The sequence below is a fragment of the Caballeronia terrestris genome (assembly GCF_001544515.1).
GTDB classification, from domain to species: Bacteria; Pseudomonadota; Gammaproteobacteria; order Burkholderiales; family Burkholderiaceae; genus Caballeronia; species Caballeronia terrestris.
The window spans coordinates 54107-76274 of sequence record NZ_FCOL02000016.1; the positions used below are offsets into that span (position 1 = coordinate 54107).

21 protein-coding genes are annotated in these 22168 nt (G+C 63.1%); 17 read left to right on the forward strand and 4 right to left on the reverse strand.

Going from position 1 to position 22168, the window contains the following annotated elements; all coding sequences use genetic code 11:
- Positions 1–27: 27 nt before the first annotated feature.
- The 3 genes from aceE to lpdA all read left to right on the forward strand — a co-directional run bounded on the left by aceE (position 28) and on the right by lpdA (position 6739).
- On the forward strand, positions 28–2724 hold the full coding sequence (aceE, locus tag AWB67_RS15620) for a pyruvate dehydrogenase (acetyl-transferring), homodimeric type (protein WP_087657158.1): 2697 nt from the start codon (positions 28–30) through the stop codon (positions 2722–2724).
- Between the two features lie 79 nt (positions 2725–2803).
- Positions 2804–4450 carry a dihydrolipoyllysine-residue acetyltransferase gene (gene aceF, locus AWB67_RS15625; protein ID WP_087657159.1) on the forward strand — a complete coding sequence of 549 codons (1647 nt, stop codon included), beginning with the start codon at positions 2804–2806 and terminating at the stop codon, positions 4448–4450.
- A gap of 219 nt (positions 4451–4669) precedes the next feature.
- Positions 4670–6739, forward strand: a complete 2070-nt coding sequence (lpdA, locus tag AWB67_RS15630) for a dihydrolipoyl dehydrogenase (protein WP_087657160.1) — start codon at positions 4670–4672, stop codon at positions 6737–6739.
- A gap of 126 nt (positions 6740–6865) precedes the next feature.
- On the opposite strand, the gene AWB67_RS15635 is transcribed toward lpdA, so the two are convergent.
- Positions 6866–7441 (reverse strand): phasin family protein, encoded by a 576-nt coding sequence (locus tag AWB67_RS15635; protein WP_087657161.1) that lies wholly within the window; start codon positions 7439–7441, stop codon positions 6866–6868.
- Positions 7442–7757: 316 nt separating this feature from the next.
- Between AWB67_RS15635 and AWB67_RS15640 the strand changes: the two genes are divergently transcribed.
- Both AWB67_RS15640 and pbpG read left to right on the forward strand, forming a co-directional pair.
- On the forward strand, positions 7758–8681 hold the full coding sequence (locus AWB67_RS15640) for a histone deacetylase family protein (RefSeq protein ID WP_087657162.1): 924 nt from the start codon (positions 7758–7760) through the stop codon (positions 8679–8681).
- Positions 8682–9062: 381 nt separating this feature from the next.
- The gene (pbpG, locus tag AWB67_RS15645) at positions 9063–10259 is read left to right on the forward strand and encodes a D-alanyl-D-alanine endopeptidase (protein WP_125477605.1); all 1197 of its coding nucleotides are present in this window, start codon (positions 9063–9065) and stop codon (positions 10257–10259) included.
- Positions 10260–10334: 75 nt separating this feature from the next.
- Here pbpG and AWB67_RS15650 read toward each other — a convergent pair whose 3' ends face one another.
- A complete protein-coding gene (locus AWB67_RS15650) occupies positions 10335–11132 on the reverse strand; it encodes an IclR family transcriptional regulator (protein ID WP_087657164.1) in 798 nt (265 codons plus the stop codon).
- Positions 11133–11312: 180 nt separating this feature from the next.
- Between AWB67_RS15650 and AWB67_RS15655 the strand changes: the two genes are divergently transcribed.
- Together AWB67_RS15655 and AWB67_RS15660 are read left to right on the forward strand one after the other, a co-directional pair.
- A complete protein-coding gene (locus AWB67_RS15655; protein ID WP_087657165.1) occupies positions 11313–12035 on the forward strand; it encodes a (Fe-S)-binding protein in 723 nt (240 codons plus the stop codon).
- Positions 12036–12049: 14 nt separating this feature from the next.
- Positions 12050–13462, forward strand: a complete 1413-nt coding sequence (locus AWB67_RS15660; protein WP_087657166.1) for a lactate utilization protein B — start codon at positions 12050–12052, stop codon at positions 13460–13462.
- Between the two features lie 71 nt (positions 13463–13533).
- Here AWB67_RS15660 and AWB67_RS15665 read toward each other — a convergent pair whose 3' ends face one another.
- Entirely contained in the window at positions 13534–14121 is a 588-nt protein-coding gene (locus AWB67_RS15665; RefSeq protein ID WP_087657167.1) for a hypothetical protein, read from the reverse strand.
- 258 nt (positions 14122–14379) lie between these two features.
- Here AWB67_RS15665 and AWB67_RS15670 point away from each other — a divergent pair, with 258 nt between their 5' ends.
- The 10 genes from AWB67_RS15670 to iscX all read left to right on the forward strand — a co-directional run bounded on the left by AWB67_RS15670 (position 14380) and on the right by iscX (position 21231).
- Positions 14380–14619, forward strand: coding sequence for a hypothetical protein (locus tag AWB67_RS15670; RefSeq protein WP_087657168.1), 240 nt, complete (start codon positions 14380–14382; stop codon positions 14617–14619).
- 130 nt (positions 14620–14749) lie between these two features.
- Positions 14750–15232 carry a low molecular weight protein-tyrosine-phosphatase gene (locus tag AWB67_RS15675; protein ID WP_087657169.1) on the forward strand — a complete coding sequence of 161 codons (483 nt, stop codon included), beginning with the start codon at positions 14750–14752 and terminating at the stop codon, positions 15230–15232.
- Positions 15233–15353: 121 nt separating this feature from the next.
- On the forward strand, positions 15354–15881 hold the full coding sequence (gene iscR, locus AWB67_RS15680) for a Fe-S cluster assembly transcriptional regulator IscR (RefSeq protein ID WP_087657170.1): 528 nt from the start codon (positions 15354–15356) through the stop codon (positions 15879–15881).
- Positions 15882–15966: 85 nt separating this feature from the next.
- Positions 15967–17190, forward strand: coding sequence for an IscS subfamily cysteine desulfurase (locus tag AWB67_RS15685; protein WP_087657171.1), 1224 nt, complete (start codon positions 15967–15969; stop codon positions 17188–17190).
- Positions 17191–17240: 50 nt separating this feature from the next.
- Complete coding sequence (gene iscU, locus AWB67_RS15690) at positions 17241–17669, forward strand: Fe-S cluster assembly scaffold IscU (RefSeq protein ID WP_087657172.1); 429 nt, start codon at positions 17241–17243, stop codon at positions 17667–17669.
- Positions 17670–17794: 125 nt separating this feature from the next.
- Positions 17795–18118 (forward strand): iron-sulfur cluster assembly protein IscA, encoded by a 324-nt coding sequence (gene iscA / locus AWB67_RS15695; protein ID WP_035937934.1) that lies wholly within the window; start codon positions 17795–17797, stop codon positions 18116–18118.
- A 98-nt stretch (positions 18119–18216) separates the two neighbouring features.
- Complete coding sequence (gene hscB / locus AWB67_RS15700; RefSeq protein WP_087657173.1) at positions 18217–18747, forward strand: Fe-S protein assembly co-chaperone HscB; 531 nt, start codon at positions 18217–18219, stop codon at positions 18745–18747.
- A gap of 36 nt (positions 18748–18783) precedes the next feature.
- Positions 18784–20649, forward strand: a complete 1866-nt coding sequence (hscA, locus tag AWB67_RS15705) for a Fe-S protein assembly chaperone HscA (protein WP_087657174.1) — start codon at positions 18784–18786, stop codon at positions 20647–20649.
- Between the two features lie 28 nt (positions 20650–20677).
- A complete protein-coding gene (fdx, locus tag AWB67_RS15710; protein WP_087657175.1) occupies positions 20678–21019 on the forward strand; it encodes an ISC system 2Fe-2S type ferredoxin in 342 nt (113 codons plus the stop codon).
- Positions 21020–21033: 14 nt separating this feature from the next.
- Positions 21034–21231, forward strand: a complete 198-nt coding sequence (gene iscX, locus AWB67_RS15715) for a Fe-S cluster assembly protein IscX (protein WP_087657176.1) — start codon at positions 21034–21036, stop codon at positions 21229–21231.
- Between the two features lie 88 nt (positions 21232–21319).
- Here iscX and AWB67_RS15720 read toward each other — a convergent pair whose 3' ends face one another.
- Positions 21320–22024 carry a glycine zipper 2TM domain-containing protein gene (locus AWB67_RS15720; RefSeq protein ID WP_087657177.1) on the reverse strand — a complete coding sequence of 235 codons (705 nt, stop codon included), beginning with the start codon at positions 22022–22024 and terminating at the stop codon, positions 21320–21322.
- Positions 22025–22168 lie beyond the last annotated feature (144 nt).

Sequence of the window (22168 nt, forward strand, 5' to 3'; positions counted from 1 at the left end):
GAGCGTTCCTCAAATCAGGAGACGAGCATGTCCGCTGTACCCGACGAAGTTCTGAAATATGTCGCCAATGCCAACGACGACGATCCCCAGGAAACCGCCGAGTGGCTCGAAGCGCTAGACGGCGTGATTTCGGCAGTTGGCCCTGATCGCGCGCATTACCTGATCGAGAAACAAATCGAGTTTGCCCGCGTCCACGGCGAACATCTGCCTTTTTCCGCGAACACCCCCTACATCAACACGATCCCCGTCGCCAACCAGGCGAAGATTCCGGGCGATCAGGACCTCGAACACCGCATCCGCTCGTACACGCGCTGGAACGCCATCGCGATGGTGCTGCGCGCCGGCAAGGACACGAACGTCGGCGGCCACATCGCTTCGTTCGCTTCCGCTGCCACGTTGTACGACGTCGGGTTCAACCACTTCTGGCACGCCCCTTCGAAGGATCACGGCGGCGACCTCGTGTTCGTGCAGGGCCACTCGTCGCCGGGCGTGTATTCGCGCGCGTTCCTGCTCGGGCGCCTCACTGAAAAGCAACTGAACAACTTCCGCCAGGAAGTGGGCGGCGAGGGCATCTCGTCGTATCCGCATCCGTGGCTGATGCCTGATTTCTGGCAGTTCCCGACCGTCTCGATGGGCTTGGGCCCGATCATGGCGATCTATCAGGCGCGCTTCATGAAGTACATGGAAGCCCGTGGCATCGTGAAGACGGCCGGCCGCAAGGTCTGGGCGTTCCTCGGCGACGGCGAAACCGACGAGCCGGAATCGCTCGGCGCGATCGGCATGGCCGGCCGCGAGCGGCTCGGCAACCTCGTGTTCGTGATCAACTGCAACTTGCAGCGTCTCGACGGCCCGGTGCGCGGCAACGGCAAGATCATCCAGGAACTGGAATCGGAATTCCGCGGCGCCGGCTGGAACGTGGTCAAGGTGGTGTGGGGCAGCCGCTGGGATGCGCTCTTCGCCCGCGACAAGACCGGCGCGCTGATGCGTCGCATGATGGAAGTCGTCGACGGCGAATATCAGACGTACAAGTCGGAGTCGGGCGCGTTCGTTCGCGAGCACTTCTTCAACACGCCGGAACTGAAGGCGCTCGTCTCGGACTGGTCCGATGAAGACATCTGGAACCTGAACCGTGGCGGCCACGATCCGCACAAGATCTACGCGGCGTACGACCAGGCGCAGAAGGCGACGCACGCGCCGACTGTCATCCTTGCCAAGACCATCAAGGGCTACGGCATGGGCGAGCACGGTCAGGCGATGAACATCACCCACCAGCAGAAGAAGCTGCCGATCGAGACGCTGAAGAAATTCCGCGACCAGTTCAAGCTGCCGATTCCGGACGACAAGATCGAGGACGTGCCGTACCTCACCTTCGAGGAAGACTCGAAGGAACTCGAGTACATGCGCGCCCAGCGTCAGGCCCTCGGCGGTTATCTGCCGACGCGTCGCGAGAAGGCGGAATCGCTGCCGGTGCCGGAACTGTCGGCGTTCGAGGCGGTGCTGAAGGGGACGGGCCCGGGCCGCGAGATCTCCACGACGATGGCGTTCGTGCGCGTCCTGAACATCCTCCTGAAGGACAAGGCGCTCGGCAAGCGCATCGTGCCGATCGTCCCGGACGAATCGCGTACGTTCGGCATGGAGGGCCTGTTCCGCCAGATCGGTATCTGGAACCAGGAAGGCCAGAAGTACGTGCCGGAAGATTCCGACCAGCTCATGTTCTATCGCGAGTCGGAAAGCGGGCAGATCCTGCAGGAAGGCATCAACGAAGCTGGCGGGATGTGTGACTGGATCGCGGCCGCGACGTCGTATTCGACGCACGGCGAGATCATGATCCCGTTCTACATCTTCTATTCGATGTTCGGCTTCCAGCGTATCGGCGATCTGGCATGGGCGGCGGGCGACATGCGTTCGCGCGGCTTCCTGCTCGGCGGTACGGCAGGTCGCACGACGCTGAACGGCGAAGGCCTGCAGCACGAGGACGGCCATTCGCTCCTGTGGGCGGCATCGATCCCGAACTGCGTGAGCTACGACCCGACGTTCGGCTACGAACTCGCCGTGATCATGCAGGACGGCCTGCGCCGCATGGTGGCGGACCAGGAGGACGTGTACTACTACATCACGGTGATGAACGAGAACTACGAGCATCCGGCGATCCCGGAAAGCGAGTCGGTTGCCGCGGACATCATCAAGGGCATGTACGCGTTCAGGAAGGCCGAGGCCGACAAGAAGGCGCCGCGCGTGCAACTGATGGGCGCGGGCACCATCTTCAACGAAGTCATCGCCGCAGCCGAGCTGCTGAAGACCGACTGGGGCGTCGCCGCCGACCTCTGGAGCGTGCCGAGCTTTACGGAACTGGCCCGCGAAGGCCAGGCCGTCGAGCGCTACAACCTCCTGCATCCGACCGAAGAGAAGAAGGTCGCGCATGTCACGAAGCTGCTGAAGGACGCGCCGGGCCCGGTGATCGCATCGACGGACTACATCCGCGCGCTCGTCGACCAGATCCGTGCGTTTGTGCCGCAGAAGTTCGTCGTGCTCGGCACCGATGGCTTCGGCCGCTCGGACACGCGTGAGGCGCTGCGTCATTTCTTCGAAGTCGACCGCTACTGGGTCACGCTCGCCGCGCTCAACGCGCTCGCGGACGAAGGCACGATCGACCGCAAGGTCGTCGGCGAGGCGATCAAGAAGTACAGCCTCGACCCGTCCAAACCCAACCCGATGACCGTCTAAAGGCATCGCCCCCGAGCGTTGTGACGGCGCGCCGCTTCGAAGCGAAGCGGCGCGCCGTGCAACTCAGGAGACACTAATAATGAGTCAAGCGATCGAAATCAAAGTGCCGGATATCGGCGATTTCTCCGATATCCCGGTCATCGAAATTCACGTGAAGGCGGGCGACACCGTCGAGAAGGAGCAGTCGCTCGTCACGCTCGAATCCGACAAGGCCACGATGGACGTGCCCAGTTCAGCCGCTGGCACCGTCAAGGAAGTGAAGGTCAAGATCGGCGACAACGTGTCGGAAGGCACGCTGATCGTCGTATTGGAAGGCGGCGCGAACGCGGGGTCTTCCGCGGCTGCTCCGGCCGCTGCGCCCGCGAAGGCCGAAGCGGCGCCTGCTGCTGCGGCGGCTCCCGCATCGGGCGGCGGCACGATCGACGTGAAAGTGCCGGACATCGGCGATTTCACGGATATTCCGGTCATCGAGATCGGGGTGAAGGTCGGCGACAAGGTCGAGAAAGAGCAGTCGCTCATCACGCTCGAATCCGACAAGGCGACGATGGACGTGCCATCGCCCGCCGCCGGCACGGTCAAGGAACTGAAGGTCAAGCTCGGCGACACGGTCTCCGAAGGCACGCTGATCGTCGTGCTGGAAGGCGGTGGCGGTGCTGCTGTCGCGCCGGCCGCTCCCGCCGCGAAGCAGGAAGAGCCGAAAACCGTTCCGTCCGATGCGCCCGCGAAGCCCGCCGCGCAGAAGGAAGCACCGTCCGCGCTCGCTCAAGCGCCCGCGATGCCTGCCGGCGACGGCACGCACACGTCGAGCCACGCGTCGCCGTCGGTGCGCAAGTTCGCTCGCGAACTGGGCGTCGACGTGTCGCGCGTCACGGGTTCGGGTCCGAAGGGACGCATCACGCAAGGCGATATCACCGCGTTCGTCAAGGGCGTGATGTCCGGCCAGGGCAAGGCGCCGGCGGCGGCTGCCGCACCGGCTGGCGGTGGCGGCGGCGAGTTGGGCCTGCTGCCGTGGCCGAAGGTCGACTTCACGAAGTTCGGTCCGGTCGAGCCCAAGCCGCTCTCGCGCATCAAGAAGATTTCGGGCGCGAACCTGCATCGCAACTGGGTCATGATCCCGCACGTTACGAACAACGACGAAGCGGACATCACCGAGCTGGAAGCGCTGCGCGTGAAGCTGAACAAGGAGAACGAGAAGGCCGGCATCAAGATCACGATGCTCGCGTTCGTCATCAAGGCGGTTGTATCGGCGCTTAAGAAGTTTCCGACGTTCAACGCGAGTCTCGACGGCGACAACCTCGTATTCAAGCAGTATTACAACGTCGGTTTCGCCGCCGATACGCCGAATGGCCTGATGGTCCCGGTCATTCGCGATTGCGACAAGAAGGGCCTGCTCGACATCGCGAAGGAAATGGCGGACCTGTCGAAGGCGGCGCGCGACGGCAAGCTGAAGCCCGATCAGATGCAGGGCGGCTGCTTCTCGATTTCGTCGCTCGGCGGGATCGGCGGCACGAATTTCACGCCGATCATCAACGCGCCGGAAGTCGCGATTCTCGGGTTGTCGCGGGGCGCCATGAAGCCGGTCTGGGACGGCAAGCAGTTCGTGCCGCGCCTGACGCTGCCGCTTTCGCTCTCCTATGACCATCGCGTCATCGACGGGGCGGAAGCTGCGCGCTTCAATGCGTATTTGTCGGGGATTCTGGCGGATTTCCGTCGGGTGATTCTTTGAACGTGGTGCGTGGGTGAGTTTGTTTCGGTCATCCACGCGCGTCATTGAACTTGTCGACTCGCCGGTCTATTAGCGTTGCCCCTGTCCGGGGCGGGACTTACTTGCTTTGGCTATCGCCAAAGAAAGTAGGCAAAGAAAGGCGAGTCTGCCGACGGCAGAACCGATCACCACGCTCGTTGCTTAAGGTCGGTTCTCTCCGCTACATCTTTAGGGGACAACATGAGTCTCGTCGAACTAAAAGTACCCGATATCGGCGACTTCACTGACGTCGATGTCATCGAAGTCAATATCAAAGCCGGCGACGCCATCGAAAAAGAACAAGGCGTCATCACCCTCGAAACCGACAAGGCCACGATGGAAGTGCCCGCCGACGTCGCAGGCACCATCAAGGAAGTGAAGGTCAAAGCCGGTGACAAAGTATCGCAAGGTTCGGTCATCGCAATGATTGAAACCGAAGGCGCGAGCGCCGCCGCCCCCGCTCCGAAGGCCGAAGCGCCCAAGGAAGCACCCGCCGCGAAACCCGCCGGCGGTGGCGGCACGCAGGACGTGAAAGTACCGGACATCGGCGATTTCTCCGATATCCCGGTCATCGAAATCCACGTCAAGCCGGGCGATACCGTCGAGAAGGAGCAGTCGCTCGTCACGCTCGAATCCGACAAGGCCACGATGGACGTGCCGTCGCCCGCCGCCGGAACCGTCAAGGAACTGAAGGTCAAGATCGGCGACAACGTGTCGGAAGGCGTCGTCATCCTGACGCTCGAAGGCGCGGGCGGCGGCGCAGCTTCTGCCGCCGAAACCAAGCCCCAACAAGCCGCGCCGCAAGCAGCCGCGGCGCCGGCCGCGCCCGCGCCGAAGGCCGGCAGCTACTCGGGCGCAGCCGACTTCGAATGCGACATGCTCGTGCTCGGCGCAGGCCCCGGCGGCTATTCCGCCGCGTTCCGCTCGGCCGACCTCGGCATGAAGACCGTGCTCGTGGAACGCTACGCGACGCTCGGCGGCGTGTGCCTGAACGTCGGCTGCATTCCGTCGAAGGCGTTGCTGCACACGGCGCTCGTGCTCGATGAAGCGAAAGCGCTCGAACACCACGGCATCACGTTCGGCGCGCCGTCGGTCGATCTCGACAAGCTGCGCGGCTTCAAGGAAGGCGTCGTCAAGAAGCTGACCGGCGGCCTCGCCGGCATGGCGAAGGCGCGCAAGGTGCAGGTGGTCAACGGCGTCGGTACGTTCGTCGATCCGAACCACATGGAAGTCGCTACCGCCGATGGCAAGAAAGTCGTGAAGTTCGCGAAAGCGATCATCGCGGCGGGGTCGCAAGCGGTGAAGCTGCCGTTCATGCCGGAAGACCCGCGCGTCGTCGATTCGACCGGCGCGCTCGAACTACGCCAGATTCCGAAGCGCATGCTCGTGATCGGCGGCGGCATCATCGGTCTCGAAATGGCGACGGTGTACGCGGCGCTCGGCTCGCAGATCGACGTGGTCGAAATGCTCGACGGCCTGATGACGGGCGCCGACCGCGATCTCGTGAAGGTCTGGGAGAAGTACAACGCGAAGCGCTTCGCGAACTTCATGCTCAAGACCAAGACGACCAAGGCCGAAGCGAAGGACGACGGCATCTACGTGTCGTTCGAAGGCGAGAAGGCCCCGGCCGAAGCGCAGCGCTACGACCTCGTGCTCGTCGCGGTGGGGCGCAGCCCGAACGGCGGCAAGATCGGTGCGGACAAGGCGGGCGTCGCGGTGACGGAGCGCGGCTTCATCAACGTCGACAAGCAGTTGCGCACCAACGTGCCGCACATCTTCGCGATCGGCGATCTCGTCGGCCAGCCGATGCTTGCACACAAGGCGGTGCACGAGGCGCACGTCGCGGCGGAAGTGGCGCACGGCGAGAAGGCGTATTTCGACGCGATCCAGATTCCGTCGGTGGCCTACACCGATCCGGAAGTGGCGTGGGCCGGCAAGACTGAAGACGAGTGCAAGGCGCAGGGCATCAAGTACGGCAAGGCGGTGTTCCCGTGGGCCGCATCGGGCCGGGCGATCGCCAACGGCCGCGACGAAGGCTTCACCAAGCTGATCTTCGACGAAGAGACGCATCGCGTGATCGGTGGCGGGATCGTCGGGCTGAACGCGGGCGATCTGATCAGCGAAGTGTGTCTGGCGGTCGAAATGGGCGCGGACGCGACGGACATCGGCAAGACGATCCATCCGCACCCGACGCTCGGCGAATCGATCGGCATGGCCGCGGAGCTGTACGAAGGCGTTTGTACCGACCTGCCGCCGCAGAAAAAGAAGTAAGTTTTCGGCGCGGCAACGCAAAAACGGCCACCTTCTAGGGGGTGCGCCGTTTTTTATCGCGTGAAGCGAAGTCCGAAGACACAAAAAAACCGGCCGAAGCCGGTTTTTTTGAATCAGGCTAATACCTTAGGCAACCGACTTCTTGGCGGTGCGGGTAGCTTGCTCGGTCGCCTGCGTAGCGGCCTTCGTGGCGGCCGTAGCGGCTGCGTTGAAGTTGCTTTCAGCGATTTCGACAGCTTGCTTCGTTGCCTTGTGAACCGTTTCGTACGTGGTGTTGGCAGCGGTGATCGCCGACTTCATCACGGCGACAGCCGTTTCCGAGCCTGCCGGTGCGTTCTTCGCGACGTTGTCGACGAGCGTTTGCACCTTGCGGTTTTGCTCTTCGTATTGCGCTTCAGCGACGCGGGCGAATTCAGCTTGCGTGGCCGATGCGATTTCATACAGGTGACGGCCATACGAGAGAACCTTCTCGGCGACCGGCTGCGTCAGGCTGGCTTGCAGCGAGAGCAGTTCTTGCGCGTCCTTGACCGACAGGGCGCGTTGCGTGTTTTCCTGGCTTTCTGCGAGCGTCGACTTCACGACTTGCAGGTTCAGTTCAACCAGCTTTTCGATGCCTTCGAATGCCTTGTTCGTCAGGCCGAAGAGCGTGTCGAATTGAGCTTTTTGTGCGGCGGCGATTTGTTCGGGGGTCAACAGGGTCATATCACACTCCTGAAAGCCGACCCAGCAGCGCGCGGGTCGTGGTTTTGTGACGGTAGCCGGAAATCCGGCTACCGGATGAAGCAAGTGCGATTGGTGCGTCGCAACATGAAGCTTATTTTAGCCAAATTCCTAAGCGTGTCAAGCGCTTTTTGTTGCGCTGCACAAAATGGCTAATTTATTTGTTAAACAAAGGCTTATATGTGGGGACGGGTTCTCAGCGCGACTACGGGAAAACCCGTATGCACCAAGACGGGACAAGGAATACAGGACGGTTCCGATGCTACGATCGGGCGTCTGAGAACCTGCCCAGGACGTGATGAGAGCATTTTATAGTGACCGTTTTGTGTTGCCACTCCCGGTCGGCCATCGCTTTCCGATGCAGAAATATCGTTTGCTGCGGGAGCGTGTGGAGGCCGAGTTGCTTGGCGTAGCGCTGCACGAGGCGCCTATCGCGAGCGACAGCGAACTCGTGCGCGTGCATCGTGCGGACTATGTCGAACGGGTCGCGACGGGCGCGCTCGATGCCCGCGAGCAGCGCGAAATCGGCTTTCCGTGGTCGCCCGAGATGGTGGAGCGCTCGCGGCGGTCAGTCGGCGCGACGATTGCCGCGTGTCGCGCCGCGCTCACCGATGGCTTCGCGGTTAATCTCGCGGGCGGCACGCATCATTCGTACGCGGCGCACGGCGCGGGCTTTTGCGTGTTCAACGACGCCGCCGTCGCCGCCCGCACGATGCAGGACGACGCGCGCGGGCAGGGCGGCCGCGCGCAGATCGCCATCGTCGATCTCGACGTACATCAGGGCAACGGCACGGCATCGATCTTCCGCGGCGACCCGAGCGTTTTCACACTGTCGCTGCACGGTGAGTCGAACTATCCGTTTTCGAAGGAAACGAGCGACCTCGACGTCGCGCTCCCCGACGGCTGCGATGACGATGCCTACGCCGACGCGCTTTCCCGCGCGCTCGCGACGATGTTCGAGCGCGTCGAACCGATGTTGATCATCTACCTGGCAGGCGCCGATCCGCACGCGGGTGACCGTCTCGGCCGTCTTTCGCTGACCTTCGACGGCCTCGCGCGCCGCGACCAACTCGTGTTCGATGCCGCGACGGCCCGCAACTTGCCGGTGGCGATCGCGATGGCGGGCGGCTACGGACGCAACATCGACGACACGGTCGAAATCCACCTCCACACGATTCAACTCGCCGCCGCGGCAAGCCGGCTTTTTAGGATGGCGCCGTAAACCAAAATTGTTCAAGGAACGTTAACATTTCGTCTTAGTCGAAACGCCCGTTGCCGTTCGGCGACACGCGTTCCAGCCATTTCCGACAATCATCGATTGCGCGCGAAACGGTTTCGGAGACCGCAGAGTCGACATTTCACTAAAGATTCAGAATTAATTGCCGATATGCCTGGAAAGCCCGCAAGGCGTCTGCGCAAATCGGCGAACAAATTTCCGTATCACGATCGTTTTTGACGATCAACATACAGAACCTTATTGTGTTTTTGCAATCGAGGCTTACAACTCGGTTTAAAGAGCGTCGATAAGTGCTTAATATTGCTTAAATTTCGCAGCTTTACTACACTTGCGGTACTCTCACGCCGCTCCCAGAACAGAACACTAATGAAAACCGAAATGTTTTCGCCGCTAAAGGTGATGCAAGGCGTGGCGCTACGCACCGTGATGTCGGTCGCGGTGTCCGTCGCCGTGGCGACCTCCTTTGCGGCAATGCCCGGCGAAGCCTTCGCCAAGACCGCGGCGCAATCGAAATCCGCGGCCAAGAAAGCCAGCAAGTCCCCCTCCACAGCGGAATCACCCAAAGTTCAAGGCACCAAGACCGCCAAGCTGCGTGCGCCCGCGCCGGCCAAGGCCGCGAAAGTAGCAGCCGCCAACGACGACGATGACGCCCCGCGCGCATCGCGCAAACGCCGCGTCAGCTACAAAATGGACCCGCACAGCCGCCGTAGCGCCGTGCACGCGGTCGCGTACCAGCCGCGCACGCCGACCGTCGGCCAGGCGTTCGGCCTGCATGAGACGCCGGACAGCCTCGCGCTGCGCTCGAGCGTTGCGTACGTCGTCGATCAGAACACACAGGAAACGCTCTTCGACAAGAACTCGCGCGCCGTCGTGCCGATCGCATCGATCACCAAGCTCATGACAGCGATGGTCGTGCTCGATTCGCGCGAGCCGCTCACCGACGAACTCATGGTCACCGACGAAGACCGCGACTACGAGAAATATACCGGCTCGCGGCTCGCGGTCGGCTCGGTGCTGAATCGCGAGGACATGCTGCATATCGCGTTGATGGCGTCGGAAAATCGCGCGGCAGCGGCGTTGTCGCGCTATTACGCGAACGGCCGCCCCGGCTTCATCGCCGCGATGAACGCGAAGGCGAAGTCGCTCGGCATGACTGACACGCACTTCGAGAACTCCACGGGCTTGACGAGTCTGAACGTGTCGAGCGCGCGCGACCTCGTGAAGATGGTCAACGCCGCGTATCAATATCCGCTGATCCGCCGCTTCTCGACCGACACGAGCTACGACGTCTACACGGGCAAGCGCAACATCGCCTACCGCTCGACGAACGCGCTGATCCGTAATCCGACGTGGGATATCGGCTTGCAGAAGACAGGCTTCATCAACGAAGCGGGCGAGTGCCTCGTGATGCAGGCGACGATCAACGGCCGTCCGGTCGTGATGGTGCTGCTCGATTCGTCGGGCAAGTATTCGCGCTTCGCCGACGCGGGCCGCATCCGCTCGTATCTCGATACGGCCGGCGAGCCGCGCATCACCAGCGCCGACGCAGGCGGCGGCGCCTGATCTTTTAGGCCACTGCGCATAAAAAAACCGGATTCATCGTGAGATGAATCCGGTTTTTTCTTGGATCGGCGCTTTTCAGCGCTGCTGCGAATCCGAACCCTGATCCGGCCGATACCCGAGCGACTGCGAAATTTCGAGCGCCGTATGGCTCAGTTGCTTGAGCCACGCGTCCTGCAGACGATCAGCCGGCGCCGATAGCGACAGTCCCGCCACGAGCCGCCCCGTATCGTCGTAAATGCCGGCGGCGATGCAGCGTACGCCCAGTTCCAGTTCCTCGTTATCGCGCGCGCAGGCCTGCTGGCGCACGAAGGTCAGCTCGCGCTCGAGCTTCGCGAGATCGGTGATGCTGTTCTGCGTATGCCCCGAGAGGCCCGTGCGCGTGGCGTAGGCGCGCACGCGCGAGGCTTCGTCGGCGGCGAGAAAGAGCTTGCCCACCGAGGTCAGATGCAGCGGCGCCCGCCCGCCGATCGCACGCACGACCTGCATGCCCGAGCGCTCCGAATACGCGCGCTCTATATAGACGATCTCGTCGCCCTGACGCACCGACAGGTTCACCGTCTGCCCCGTCTGCCGGTGCAGTTCGCGCATCGGCGGCATCGCGGCTTCGCGCACCGAGAGCCGTGCCTTCACCAGGTTGCCGAGTTCGAGCAGCCGCATGCCGAGCCGGTACGTGCCCGGGTCCGAGCGGTCGACGAGCCGGCACAGCACCATGTCGTTCAGGATGCGGTGCGCGGTCGACGGATGCAGCTCCGTGCTCTGCGAGAGTTCCTTGAGGCTGACGGGATCGGTGTGCGCGGCGAGGGCATCGAGGAGACGCATCATGCGCTCGATGACCTGGATGGAGGTTTTGGATTCCGGGTTCGTATCGCTCATCGTGGAAAATCGGTTGACGCGTCAAACAGCGGAAGCGCAATTGTATCTCATAATGTGAAAAAAGCGAAATTGAGATGGCGTGCTTCGACTTGAGCCGCTTCCGGCCCTTTTTCGCAGGGGAGGCTCGCGCAGTCGAGTTAATCGCGGATAATCGGCGAGAAATTCAGGAGAGAAATCCCCATGCGAGTCGGTTTGTTCGTCACTTGTCTCATCGACCTGATGCGCCCGGAGATCGGTTTTTCCGTCATCAAGCTGATCGAGAAGGCGGGCTTTGAAGTGATCGTGCCGCCTGCGCAGACCTGCTGCGGCCAGCCGGCCTATAACTCCGGCGACCGGCCGCTCGCCCGCGATCTCGCCGAAAAGACCCTGCGCGAATTCGAGCAGTTCGATTACGTGGTCGTGCCGTCGGGATCGTGCGGAGGGATGATCCGCGCGCATTACGGCGATCTTTTTCGCGACGATCCCGAGTTGAAGAGCCGTTACGCGCGCGTGCAGCCGCGCGTCTTCGAACTGACCGATTTCCTCGTCACGGTCGCCAAGGTGGAGCTCGAAGCGGGCGTGTTCGAAGGTGGCGTGACCTATCATGATTCCTGCTCGGGCCTGCGCGAACTCGGCGTCAAGGCGCAGCCGCGCGCGTTGCTCGCGCAAGCTGGCGTGCCGGTCACAGAGATGAAGGGCTGCGAGCACTGCTGTGGCTTCGGCGGCACGTTCGCGGTAAAGTACGGCGCGATCTCGACGGCAATCGTCGACGAAAAATGCGCGAACATCCGCGAAAGCGGGGCGAACGCCGTCGTACTCGGTGATCTCGGCTGCATGCTGAACATAGAGGGGCGCCTGCGTCGCACCGGCGACACCACGACGCGCGTGCTGCACATCGCGCAAGTCCTCGCAGGCGACGCCTGAATCACGGAGCGACGATGCAAGTTCAGACGATGCATTTCAAGGCGCGCGCGGGCAGCAAGCTCGCCGATGAGCGCTTGCAGCAGAACCTCACGAAACTCTCGACGAAATTCGTCAGCGCCCGCGCGAGCGCGATCACCGCGATCGACTTCGAAGCGACGCGCGCCGCGCTGAAAGAACGCCGCAACCGCGCGATCGAGAATCTCGACGTGTGGCTCGAAACCTTCGAGCGCGAGGCCACGCGCCGCGGCGCGACCGTGCTCTACGCCGAATCGACGCAGGACGCGGCGCGGCTCGTCGCGGACATCGCACGGAAGCACGACGTGAGAAAGGTCATCAAGACGAAGTCGATGGTGTCGGAGGAGATGCAACTGAACCGCGTGCTCGGCGAGATGGGCGTGCAGTCGATCGAGACGGACCTCGGCGAGTACATCCTTCAGATCAACGACAACGAGCCGCCGAGCCACATCATTGCGCCCGTCGTCCACAAGGACAAGGAGCAGATCGCCGATCTTTTCGCCAAGACGCACGGCAAGCCGCGTCTGACCGATATCCCCGACATGACGCGTGAGGCGCGCGAGGTGCTGCGGCCGCACTTCATGTCCGCAGACATGGGCGTGACGGGCGGCAATTTCGTGATCGCGGAGACCGGGTCGGTCGCGGTCGTCACGAACGAGGGCAACGAAGGCATGTGCACGGTGATGCCGCGCGTACACGTCGCGGTGACGGGCATCGAAAAGGTGCTGCCGACGCTCGAAGATCTCGCAACCGCGATGCGTCTTTTGCCCCGCTCGGCAACCGGGCAGACGATGTCGAACTATTTTTCGCTGCTGACCGGGCCGGGCGCCGAGGGCGAGCTGGACGGGCCGGAGCATATGTACTTCGTGCTCGTCGACGGCGGGCGGACCGGACTCGTCGGCGGGGAGTTTCAGGAGATGCTGCGCTGCATCCGCTGCGGTGCGTGCATGAACCACTGTCCGGTGTATCAGAAGATCGGCGGACATGCTTATGGTTGGGTCTATCCCGGGCCGATGGGGTCGGTATTGACGCCGGCTTATGTCGGCATCGATCGCGCCCTCGATCTGCCGCAGGCCGCGACGCTCTGCGGTGAGTGCAACAGCGTGTGTCCTGTGGGAATTCCGCTTTCGGACCTTCTGCGCAAGCTCCGGGAGAAACAGGTGGAGCGGCGTCTGCGGCCGCGGAACGAACGCGTGGCGCTCGCCGTTTGGGGTTTTCTCGCGCTGCATCCCGACTGGTATGCGCTGTTCACCAAGCTATCCGTGCGGATTCTCGAGCGCATGGGCGGCAGCAAGAAAGCGATTTCGCGGATGCCGCTCGGCGGAGGGTGGACGAATACGCGCGATTTGCCAGCTCCGGTCGGAAGGACGTTTCGCGAGTTATATAAGGCGCAGAGATCGCACATCGGGTGATACGCGGGCGTATAAAAACCGCGCGAGACCTTTTGTGTCTCGCGCGGTTTTTTTCATGCGACACGACGTGGTCAGCCGCCGAAGGGCCCCGACTGACGCTGCGAATTGCCTCGGTTACCGCCGCCTCCGTTTCCGCCGTTGCCTTGATTTCCTCCGCCATTGCCACGCTGAACAGGAGGCGGCGCGACATTCGGACGGCTAGGCGCCGGCCCGCCGACAGCGACCGGAGGCGGCCGGCCGCCTCCGGCTTGCGGTCCGCCTTGTCCGCCACCGCCACCACCGCCTGCCTGCTGTCCAGGTGGAGGTCCGCCGTGATTTCCACCGCCATTCCCGCCGCCGTTTCCACCACCGCCGCCACCACGGCCGTGATAATTGTCGCCACCGTAGTAACCCCCGCCGCCACGACGATATCCGGGACCATCATCCCAATACCGGCGCGGCGGCGGCCCGCCGTAATACCCCGGCCCGTAATAGCTCCCGCCGCCGACGTACACGCCGGACTGCACCACGGCGGGCGCGCCATACCCATACGCCGGATAGCCGGGATCGTAACCGGCCGGATAGCCGCCGCCGTAGGCGGGCGTGCCGTCCGGATAAACCGCGCACCCGCCCAGTAGGGCCGACGACGCGACAACAAGTCCTGCGACTGCGAGTTTCATGATGTATGGGAACAAACGTTGACCGATTGGTTAATAAGACACCCGCCGGGATGCGGTGTCGCGAAAAGTTTGTAAGCCTTTATGACGGTCGGTTGGGATTATCTCCGCATCGACCGTGCCGCAAGGGCTTGTTGTTCCCAACGCAACATACCTTTGCTTACAGGTGTATTTATGAGATACGGGGAAACCCGTAAACTTCGAAGCGTCGATAAGTGCGCCTTTCCCTTTGGCCACGCGACCCAGAAGCAGGGGTATCCAATGAAAAAGACAATAGCGACCTACTGGCCCATCGCGATCCTCGTCCCGATCGCGCTTGCCGCGTACATGCACGCAATGGGCGCCGCCGAGCCTGCCGCCGCGCCGCGCGAGATGACGACCGCCGCGACCGTCAGCGCCGAGCTGGCGCGCGCGGTGTCGTTCGGTTACGTCGAGCCGGACGGCGACTGGATGCCCGCGACTCCGATGCCGCACGAAGCACCGTCAGCGCGCGTCCTCTAAGCGAGCGTGCGTAGGCCAACAGGGCAGATTTTTCCGACTCTTTGTATAATTCGCGGCAACCGCAAGCAGGGCCGGATCGCACGCGGCCCGCGCAGCACCTGACAACCGACGCAGCCTCCTCTCCAACCGAATGAACTCGATCGCCGTCTGCTTCGTCTGTCTGGGCAACATCTGCCGCTCGCCGAGCGCGGAGGCGGTGATGCTGCATCTGGTGGCGGAGGCGAAGCTCGGCGACCGGATCGTCGTCGATTCAGCCGGCACCGGCGACTGGCACATCGGCCAGCCGCCCGACGAGCGCGCCCAGCGCGCCGCACAGCGCCGCGGCTACGATCTCTCGACGCTGCGCGGCCGCCAGATCGCCGCTGCCGACTTCGCGCGCTTCGACCTCCTGATCGCGATGGACGACGCCAATGCCGCCGCGCTCGGCGAAATCTGTCCGTCGGAGCACGGCGACAAGATTCGTCTGCTGATGGAATTCGCCACGCGCGACGACAGCCGCGTCGTCGTCGATCCGTACTTCGGCGGCGACGATGGCTTCGAGCGCGTCCTCGACCAGTGCGAAGACGCCTGCGCAGGTCTTTTGAAGGCGCTGCGCGCGCAACTCGTCGTCTAGAGCGAATCGTCGGACGGCCTTAAGTAACTTCCTATAGATTTTTTGGGATGGATACTTGACTAAAAGCGTAGGCTATTTATACTGGACGAAAATCCTCAAGTATTAGCGGTAGCCCCCAATTATGAGACTCACCACGAAAGGCCGTTTCGCCGTCACGGCGATGATCGACCTGGCTTTGCGCCAGGAGCAGGGCCCGGTGACGCTGGCCGGCATCAGCCAGCGCCAGCGCATCTCGCTGTCCTATCTCGAACAGTTGTTCGGCAAGCTGAGGCGTCATGAAATCGTCGAATCGGTCCGCGGGCCGGGCGGCGGTTACAACCTCGCGCGTCGCGCCGAGAACGTCACGGTGGCGGACATCATCATCGCGGTCGACGAACCGATCGACGCCACTCAGTGCGGCGGCAAGGGTACCTGCGAAGGCACGAAGCAGCACGACGGCCATTGCATGACCCACGAACTCTGGGCGACCCTCAACCAGAAGATGGTCGAGTATCTCGATTCCGTGTCGCTGAAGGATCTCGTCGATCAGCAGCGCGCGCGCGAAGGCTCGCCGGCAGTGCTGCGCGACCGGCGCACCGAGAGCGCGGGCGTCGAAGCCGCGCGCGTCGCGCCGAAGGGACCCAATTCCGTTTTCAACCTGGCGGGCTGACGGCCGGCGCGCTCGTTCTCGGGTGCGAGCCGATGCGCCATGCGTCGATGACAACGCCATTTGACAGATTTATCCGGAGCGACAGATGAACAACGATATCCCCCACCTGCCCATTTACATGGATTACAGCGCGACGACGCCGATCGATCCGCGCGTGGTGGACAAGATGATTCCGTTTCTGCGCGAGCAGTTCGGCAATCCGGCGTCACGCAGCCATCAGTACGGATGGGACGCGGAGCGTGCGGTCGAGGAAGCGCGCGAGAACGTCGCGGCGCTGGTGAACTGCGATCCGCGCGAGATCATCTGGACGTCGGGCGCAACGGAGTCGGACAACCTCGCGATCAAGGGCGCCGCGCACTTCTACAAAAGCAAGGGCAAGCACGTCATCACGGTAAAGACCGAGCACAAGGCCGTGCTCGACACCTGCCGCGAACTGGAACGCGAAGGCTTCGAAGTCACGTATCTGGATGTCAAGGACAACGGTCTCATCGACCTGGACAGGCTAAAGGCCGCGATCCGCCCGGACACGATCCTCGTTTCGGTGATGAACGTGAACAACGAGATCGGCGTGATTCAGGACGTCGCCGCGATTGGTGAGATCACGCGCGAGAAGGGCATCATTTTTCACGTCGACGCGGCGCAGGCCACCGGCAAGATCACGATCGATCTGCAAAAGCTGAAGGTCGACTTGATGTCGTTCTCGGCGCACAAGACGTATGGCCCGAAGGGCATCGGCGCGCTGTATGTGCGCCGCAAGCCGCGCGTGCGCATCGAAGCGCAGATGCACGGCGGCGGTCATGAGCGCGGCATGCGTTCGGGCACGCTCGCGCCGCATCAGATCGTCGGCATGGGCGAGGCGTTTCGCATCGCCCGCGAGGAAATGGCGACCGAGAACGAGCGCATCCGCATGCTGCGCGACCGGCTGCTCAAGGGCCTCTCGGATATCGAGGAAACCTATGTCAACGGCGACATGGAGCAGCGCGTGCCGCACAACCTGAACATCAGCTTCAATTTCGTCGAAGGCGAGTCGCTGATCATGGCGGTGAAGGACGTGGCGGTGTCGTCGGGATCGGCTTGCACGTCGGCTTCGCTGGAACCGTCGTATGTCTTGCGCGCGCTCGGCCGCAACGACGAACTCGCGCACAGCTCGATCCGCTTCACGGTCGGGCGCTTCACGACCGAGCAGGACGTCGACTACGTGATCAACCTGTTGAAGGGCAAGATCGCGAAACTTCGCGATTTGTCGCCGCTCTGGGAAATGCACAAGGACGGCATCGATATCTCGACCATCCAGTGGGCCGCGCACTGAGCGCCCCGGACCGCGACAGACACACACGGAATACGAAAGGAGTTTGAATCATGGCATATAGCGACAAGGTTCTGGACCACTACGAAAACCCGCGCAACGTCGGCTCGTTCGGCAAGGACGATGACACCGTCGGCACGGGCATGGTCGGCGCGCCGGCTTGCGGCGACGTGATGAAGCTGCAGATCCGCGTGGGCGCAGACGGCATCATCGAGGACGCGAAGTTCAAGACGTACGGCTGCGGCTCGGCGATCGCGTCCAGCTCGCTCGTGACCGAGTGGGTGAAGGGCAAGACGCTCGACCAGGCGCTCACGATCAAGAACACGCAGATCGCCGAGGAACTGGCGCTGCCGCCGGTGAAGATCCACTGCTCGATCCTCGCGGAAGACGCGATCAAGGCAGCGGTCGCCGATTACAAGCAACGCCATGGCGCGGCGGCTCCGGAAGCGGCATCGGCGGAAGCGAAGCAGCACGCAGCGTAATGAGTGGACGGGTTTGCCAGGCGGCAGGCCCTTGATTGATCGATGCTTAAAGCAAGGCCGCAGCTTGCGACCGCGCAGCCCGAAAGGGAAGAGCGGCGGACGAGCGGCTGCGAGAACAAGAGACTATGGCAATCACGTTGACGGATAAGGCAGCACAGCACGTGCAAAAGTATCTGGCGCGACGCGGCAAAGGCGTCGGGCTGCGTCTGGGCGTGCGCACGACGGGCTGTTCGGGCCTCGCGTACAAGCTCGAGTATGTCGACGAACTCGCGCCGGAAGACCAGGTGTTCGAGTCGGCGGGCGTGAAGATCATCATCGATCCGAAGAGCCTCGCCTATCTCGACGGCACCGAGCTCGACTTCGCGCGCGAAGGGTTGAACGAAGGCTTCCGCTTCAACAATCCGAACGCGAAAGACGAGTGCGGTTGCGGCGAGTCGTTTCGCGTTTGACGCCGGGAGTACCGGCCAAAGAGGCGGCATGTGCCGCCTTTTTCTTTCGTGGTCCCACTTGTGGTTCTGCTTTAAGCATCCGGCTCACTGGGTAAATCATGGCAACGCTCAACGACAGCCACTTCGACCTGTTCCATCTGCCGCCGGTCTACGCCGTCGATCAACCCACGCTCGACGACGCCTATCGCACCGTGCAGGCGCAGGTGCATCCGGACCGCTTCGCCGCGGCCGGCGACGCGCAACGCCGCATCGCGATGCAATGGGCGACGCGCACGAACGAGGCGTATCAAACGCTGCGCGATCCGCTGAAGCGCGCGCGCTACATGCTGGCGCTGCGCGGCGTCGATGTCGGCGCGGAGAACAACACGGCGATGGAACCCGCGTTCCTGATGCAGCAAATGGAATGGCGCGAGAGTATCGAGGACGCGGCCGCTGCGAAGAATCTCGGCGCGCTTGAAGCGCTGCTCGACGAACTGCGCGACGAAGAGCGTATCCGCTTCGACAAGCTCGCGGCGCTGATCGACAGCCATTCGGACCAGGCGGCGGGCGAAGCCGTGCGCCAGTTGATGTTCATCGAGCGCGTGGCGAGCGAGACCGGCGCGCAGATCGAAAAGCTCGAACACGCGTGAGCGCGGCTCGCGCGAATAACCCCCACTAAAACAACGATGGCTTTACTGCAAATCTCAGAACCCGGCATGGCGCCCGCGCCGCACCAACGGCGCGTGGCGATCGGCATCGATCTCGGGACGACCAACTCGCTGGTCGCCGCCGTGCGCAACAGCGTGCCCGAAGTCCTGCCCGACGAGGACGGCCATGTGCTGCTGCCGTCCGTCGTGCGTTATCTCGAAAAGGGCGGGCGGCGGATCGGCCGGATCGCGAAGGACGAGGCGTCGCTCGATCCGCTCAATACGATCGTGTCGGTCAAGCGCTTCATGGGGCGTGGCAAGAGCGAGGTGGAAGGGGCGGAGAACGCGCCGTACGACTTCATCGACGCGCCGGGCATGGTGCAGATCCGGACCATCGACGGCGTGAAGAGCCCGGTCGAGGTATCGGCGGAAATTCTGGCGACGCTGCGCTACCGCGCGGAAGACACGCTCGGCGACGATCTCGTCGGCGCGGTGATCACGGTGCCCGCCTATTTCGACGAAGCGCAGCGCCAGGCGACGAAGGACGCCGCGCGGCTCGCCGGCCTGAACGTGCTGCGCCTCTTGAACGAGCCGACTGCGGCCGCGATCGCCTACGGGCTGGATAACGCGTCCGAAGGGCTCTACGCCGTGTACGACCTGGGCGGCGGCACGTTCGATCTGTCGATTCTGAAGCTCACGAAAGGCGTCTTTGAAGTGCTCGCGGCGGGAGGCGATTCCGCGCTCGGCGGCGACGATTTCGACGCCGTGCTTTATCGGCACGTAGTGGCCGAGGCGGGTATCGACGTGAATACCGCCGAAGATGTGCGCCTGTTGCTCGATCGCGTGCGTTCGGCGAAGGAAGCACTTTCGGAAACGTCCGAGACGCGCGTCGATGTCACGTTGTCGGACGGCAAGCGGATCGACGTCACGATCACCGAAGCGCAATTCGCGACGCTCGCCGACGCGCTCGTCGCCCGCACGCTCGCGCCGACCCGCAAGGCGCTGCGCGACGCGAAAGTCGCGCCAGCGGACATCAAGGGCGTCGTGCTCGTCGGCGGCGCCACGCGCATGCCGGTAATCCGGCGCGCGGTCGAACAGTATTTCGGCCAGCCGCCGCTCACGAATCTCGATCCGGATCAGGTCGTGGCTCTTGGCGCCGCGATCCAGGCCGATCTGCTCGCGGGCAACCGCCGCGGAGAAGGCGACGAATGGCTGCTGCTCGACGTGATCCCTCTGTCGCTTGGCGTCGAGACGATGGGCGGCCTGACTGAGAAGATCATCCCGCGCAATTCGACGATTCCCGTCGCGCGCGCGCAGGATTTCACCACGTTCAAGGACGGCCAGACCGCGATGGCGATCCACGTCGTGCAGGGCGAGCGCGAGCTCGTCGCCGACTGCCGGTCGCTCGCGCGCTTCGAACTGCGCGGCATCCCGCCGATGGCGGCGGGCGCGGCGCGCATCCGCGTGACTTACCAGGTCGACGCGGACGGTTTGCTGTCCGTTTTCGCGCGCGAGCAGGAATCGGGCGTGGAGGCGTCGGTGGTGGTGAAGCCGTCCTACGGTCTCGCCGACGACGACGTCGCCCGCATGCTCGAAGAGAGCTTCAAGACAGCCGAGGTCGACATGCGCGCCCGCGCGCTGCGCGAGGCGCAAGTCGATGCACAGCGTCTCGTGGACGCGACCCAGGCGGCGCTGGAAGCCGACGCCGAACTCCTCGACGACGACGAACGCGCCCAAATCGACGCCCTCGTCGCCGAGTTGGCCGCCGTCACGAGCGCGGACAACCTCGACGCGATCGACACTGCGACCAAGGCGCTCGCCGTCGCCACCGACGAGTTCGCCGCGCGCCGGATGAACAAGAGCATTCGCCGCGCGCTCGCGGGCCGCAAGCTCGACGACGTCTGATCGAACCATCGAATCTACGGAAAGACTCATGCCTCAAATCGTTGTACTGCCTCATGTGGAACTGTGCCCGGACGGCGCCGTGATCGACGCGGATCTGTCGAAAAGCATCTGCGACAACCTGCTCGATAGCGGCATCGAGATCGAGCACGCCTGCGAGAAGTCGTGCGCGTGCACGACGTGCCACGTGATCATCCGGGAAGGGTTCAACGCGCTGGTGCCGTCGGAGGAAGACGAGGACGATCTGCTCGACAAGGCCTGGGGCCTCGAGCCGACATCGCGGTTATCATGTCAGGCGATGGTGCCGGCCGAAGAGGATCTGGTGGTCGAGATCCCGCGCTACTCCATCAATCACGCCAAAGAAAATCACTGACAGGAGAAACGCCCATGAAGTGGACAGACACGCAGGACATCGCGATGGCGCTCACCGATGCGCATCAGGACGTGGACCCGCAAAATGTGCGCTTCACGGACCTGCATCGCTGGATCACCGAACTGGATGGCTTCGACGACGATCCGCAGGCGTCGAATGAGAGGATTCTGGAAGCGATCCAGGCGGCCTGGATCGAAGATGCGGATTATTGATTTGCGCGGCGCGGTGTAAAGCAAGACGCGGCAAAACGGCGATTCCCGAAGGAATCGCCGTTTTGCTTTTCAGGCTTCGGTTTAAGGATTATCCGGCGACAAGCGCGCCGTTCTGCACGCGAACGCGTTGGCCTTGCTGGAACGGCGGCGCTTCGTGATAGGTGAAATAGCGCGTCTTGCCGTTTTCCATGTGAACGCGCACCGAGTAATCGGTCTCGCTGCGGATGTGCTTTTCCACCGAGTTGCCCGCGAGACCACCGCCGAGCGCGCCGAGCAGGGTCATCGCGGTTCTGCCGTGGCCGCTACCGAACTGATTGCCGACCACTCCGCCCGCAACCGCTCCGCCCACCGCGCCGATGCCTGTGCCGTGTCCTTCGCGTCGCACGGCGCTGATGGCTTCGACCGTGCCGCAGGTCGAGCAGTACGCGGGTTTTTGCGCGTAAGAGGGCTGGGGTTGCGCCGGCGTTTGTTGAGCCAGTTGTTGCTGTTGTTGCGCTGCGGCTTGCTGCGCCGCGCGCTGTTGTTCGGCTTGCTGCTGCGCGGCGGCTTGTTGCGCTGCCGCTTGCTGTTGCGCCGCTTGCTGCTGAGCCAGAGTCGGGCCGACCGCGGACTGAGTCGAAACTGCAGCCGATTGCGTCTGCCCGTTCTGCGCGAGATTGCTCGACGCCTTCGGGAAGATGCCGGTGATGGCGGCCGTCGCGGCGAGGCTCGCGACGATCACGGCGCCCGCGGCAGTCGCAACCAGAGGATGCAGGCGACGCGGCGTCGCGGATTTATCGTTGATGTTGTCCATGTTCAACCTCCGTATCGAGGCTCGATTTCGTTATCGGGTAGTGTCAGGGAAAACGAATTGGCAGGCATTTCATTTTGTAACTAGTCCCTGTGCTGCGTTTTACTCTTCTAAGCAGGATGGATGCCAACGCATGTTCTGCGCACA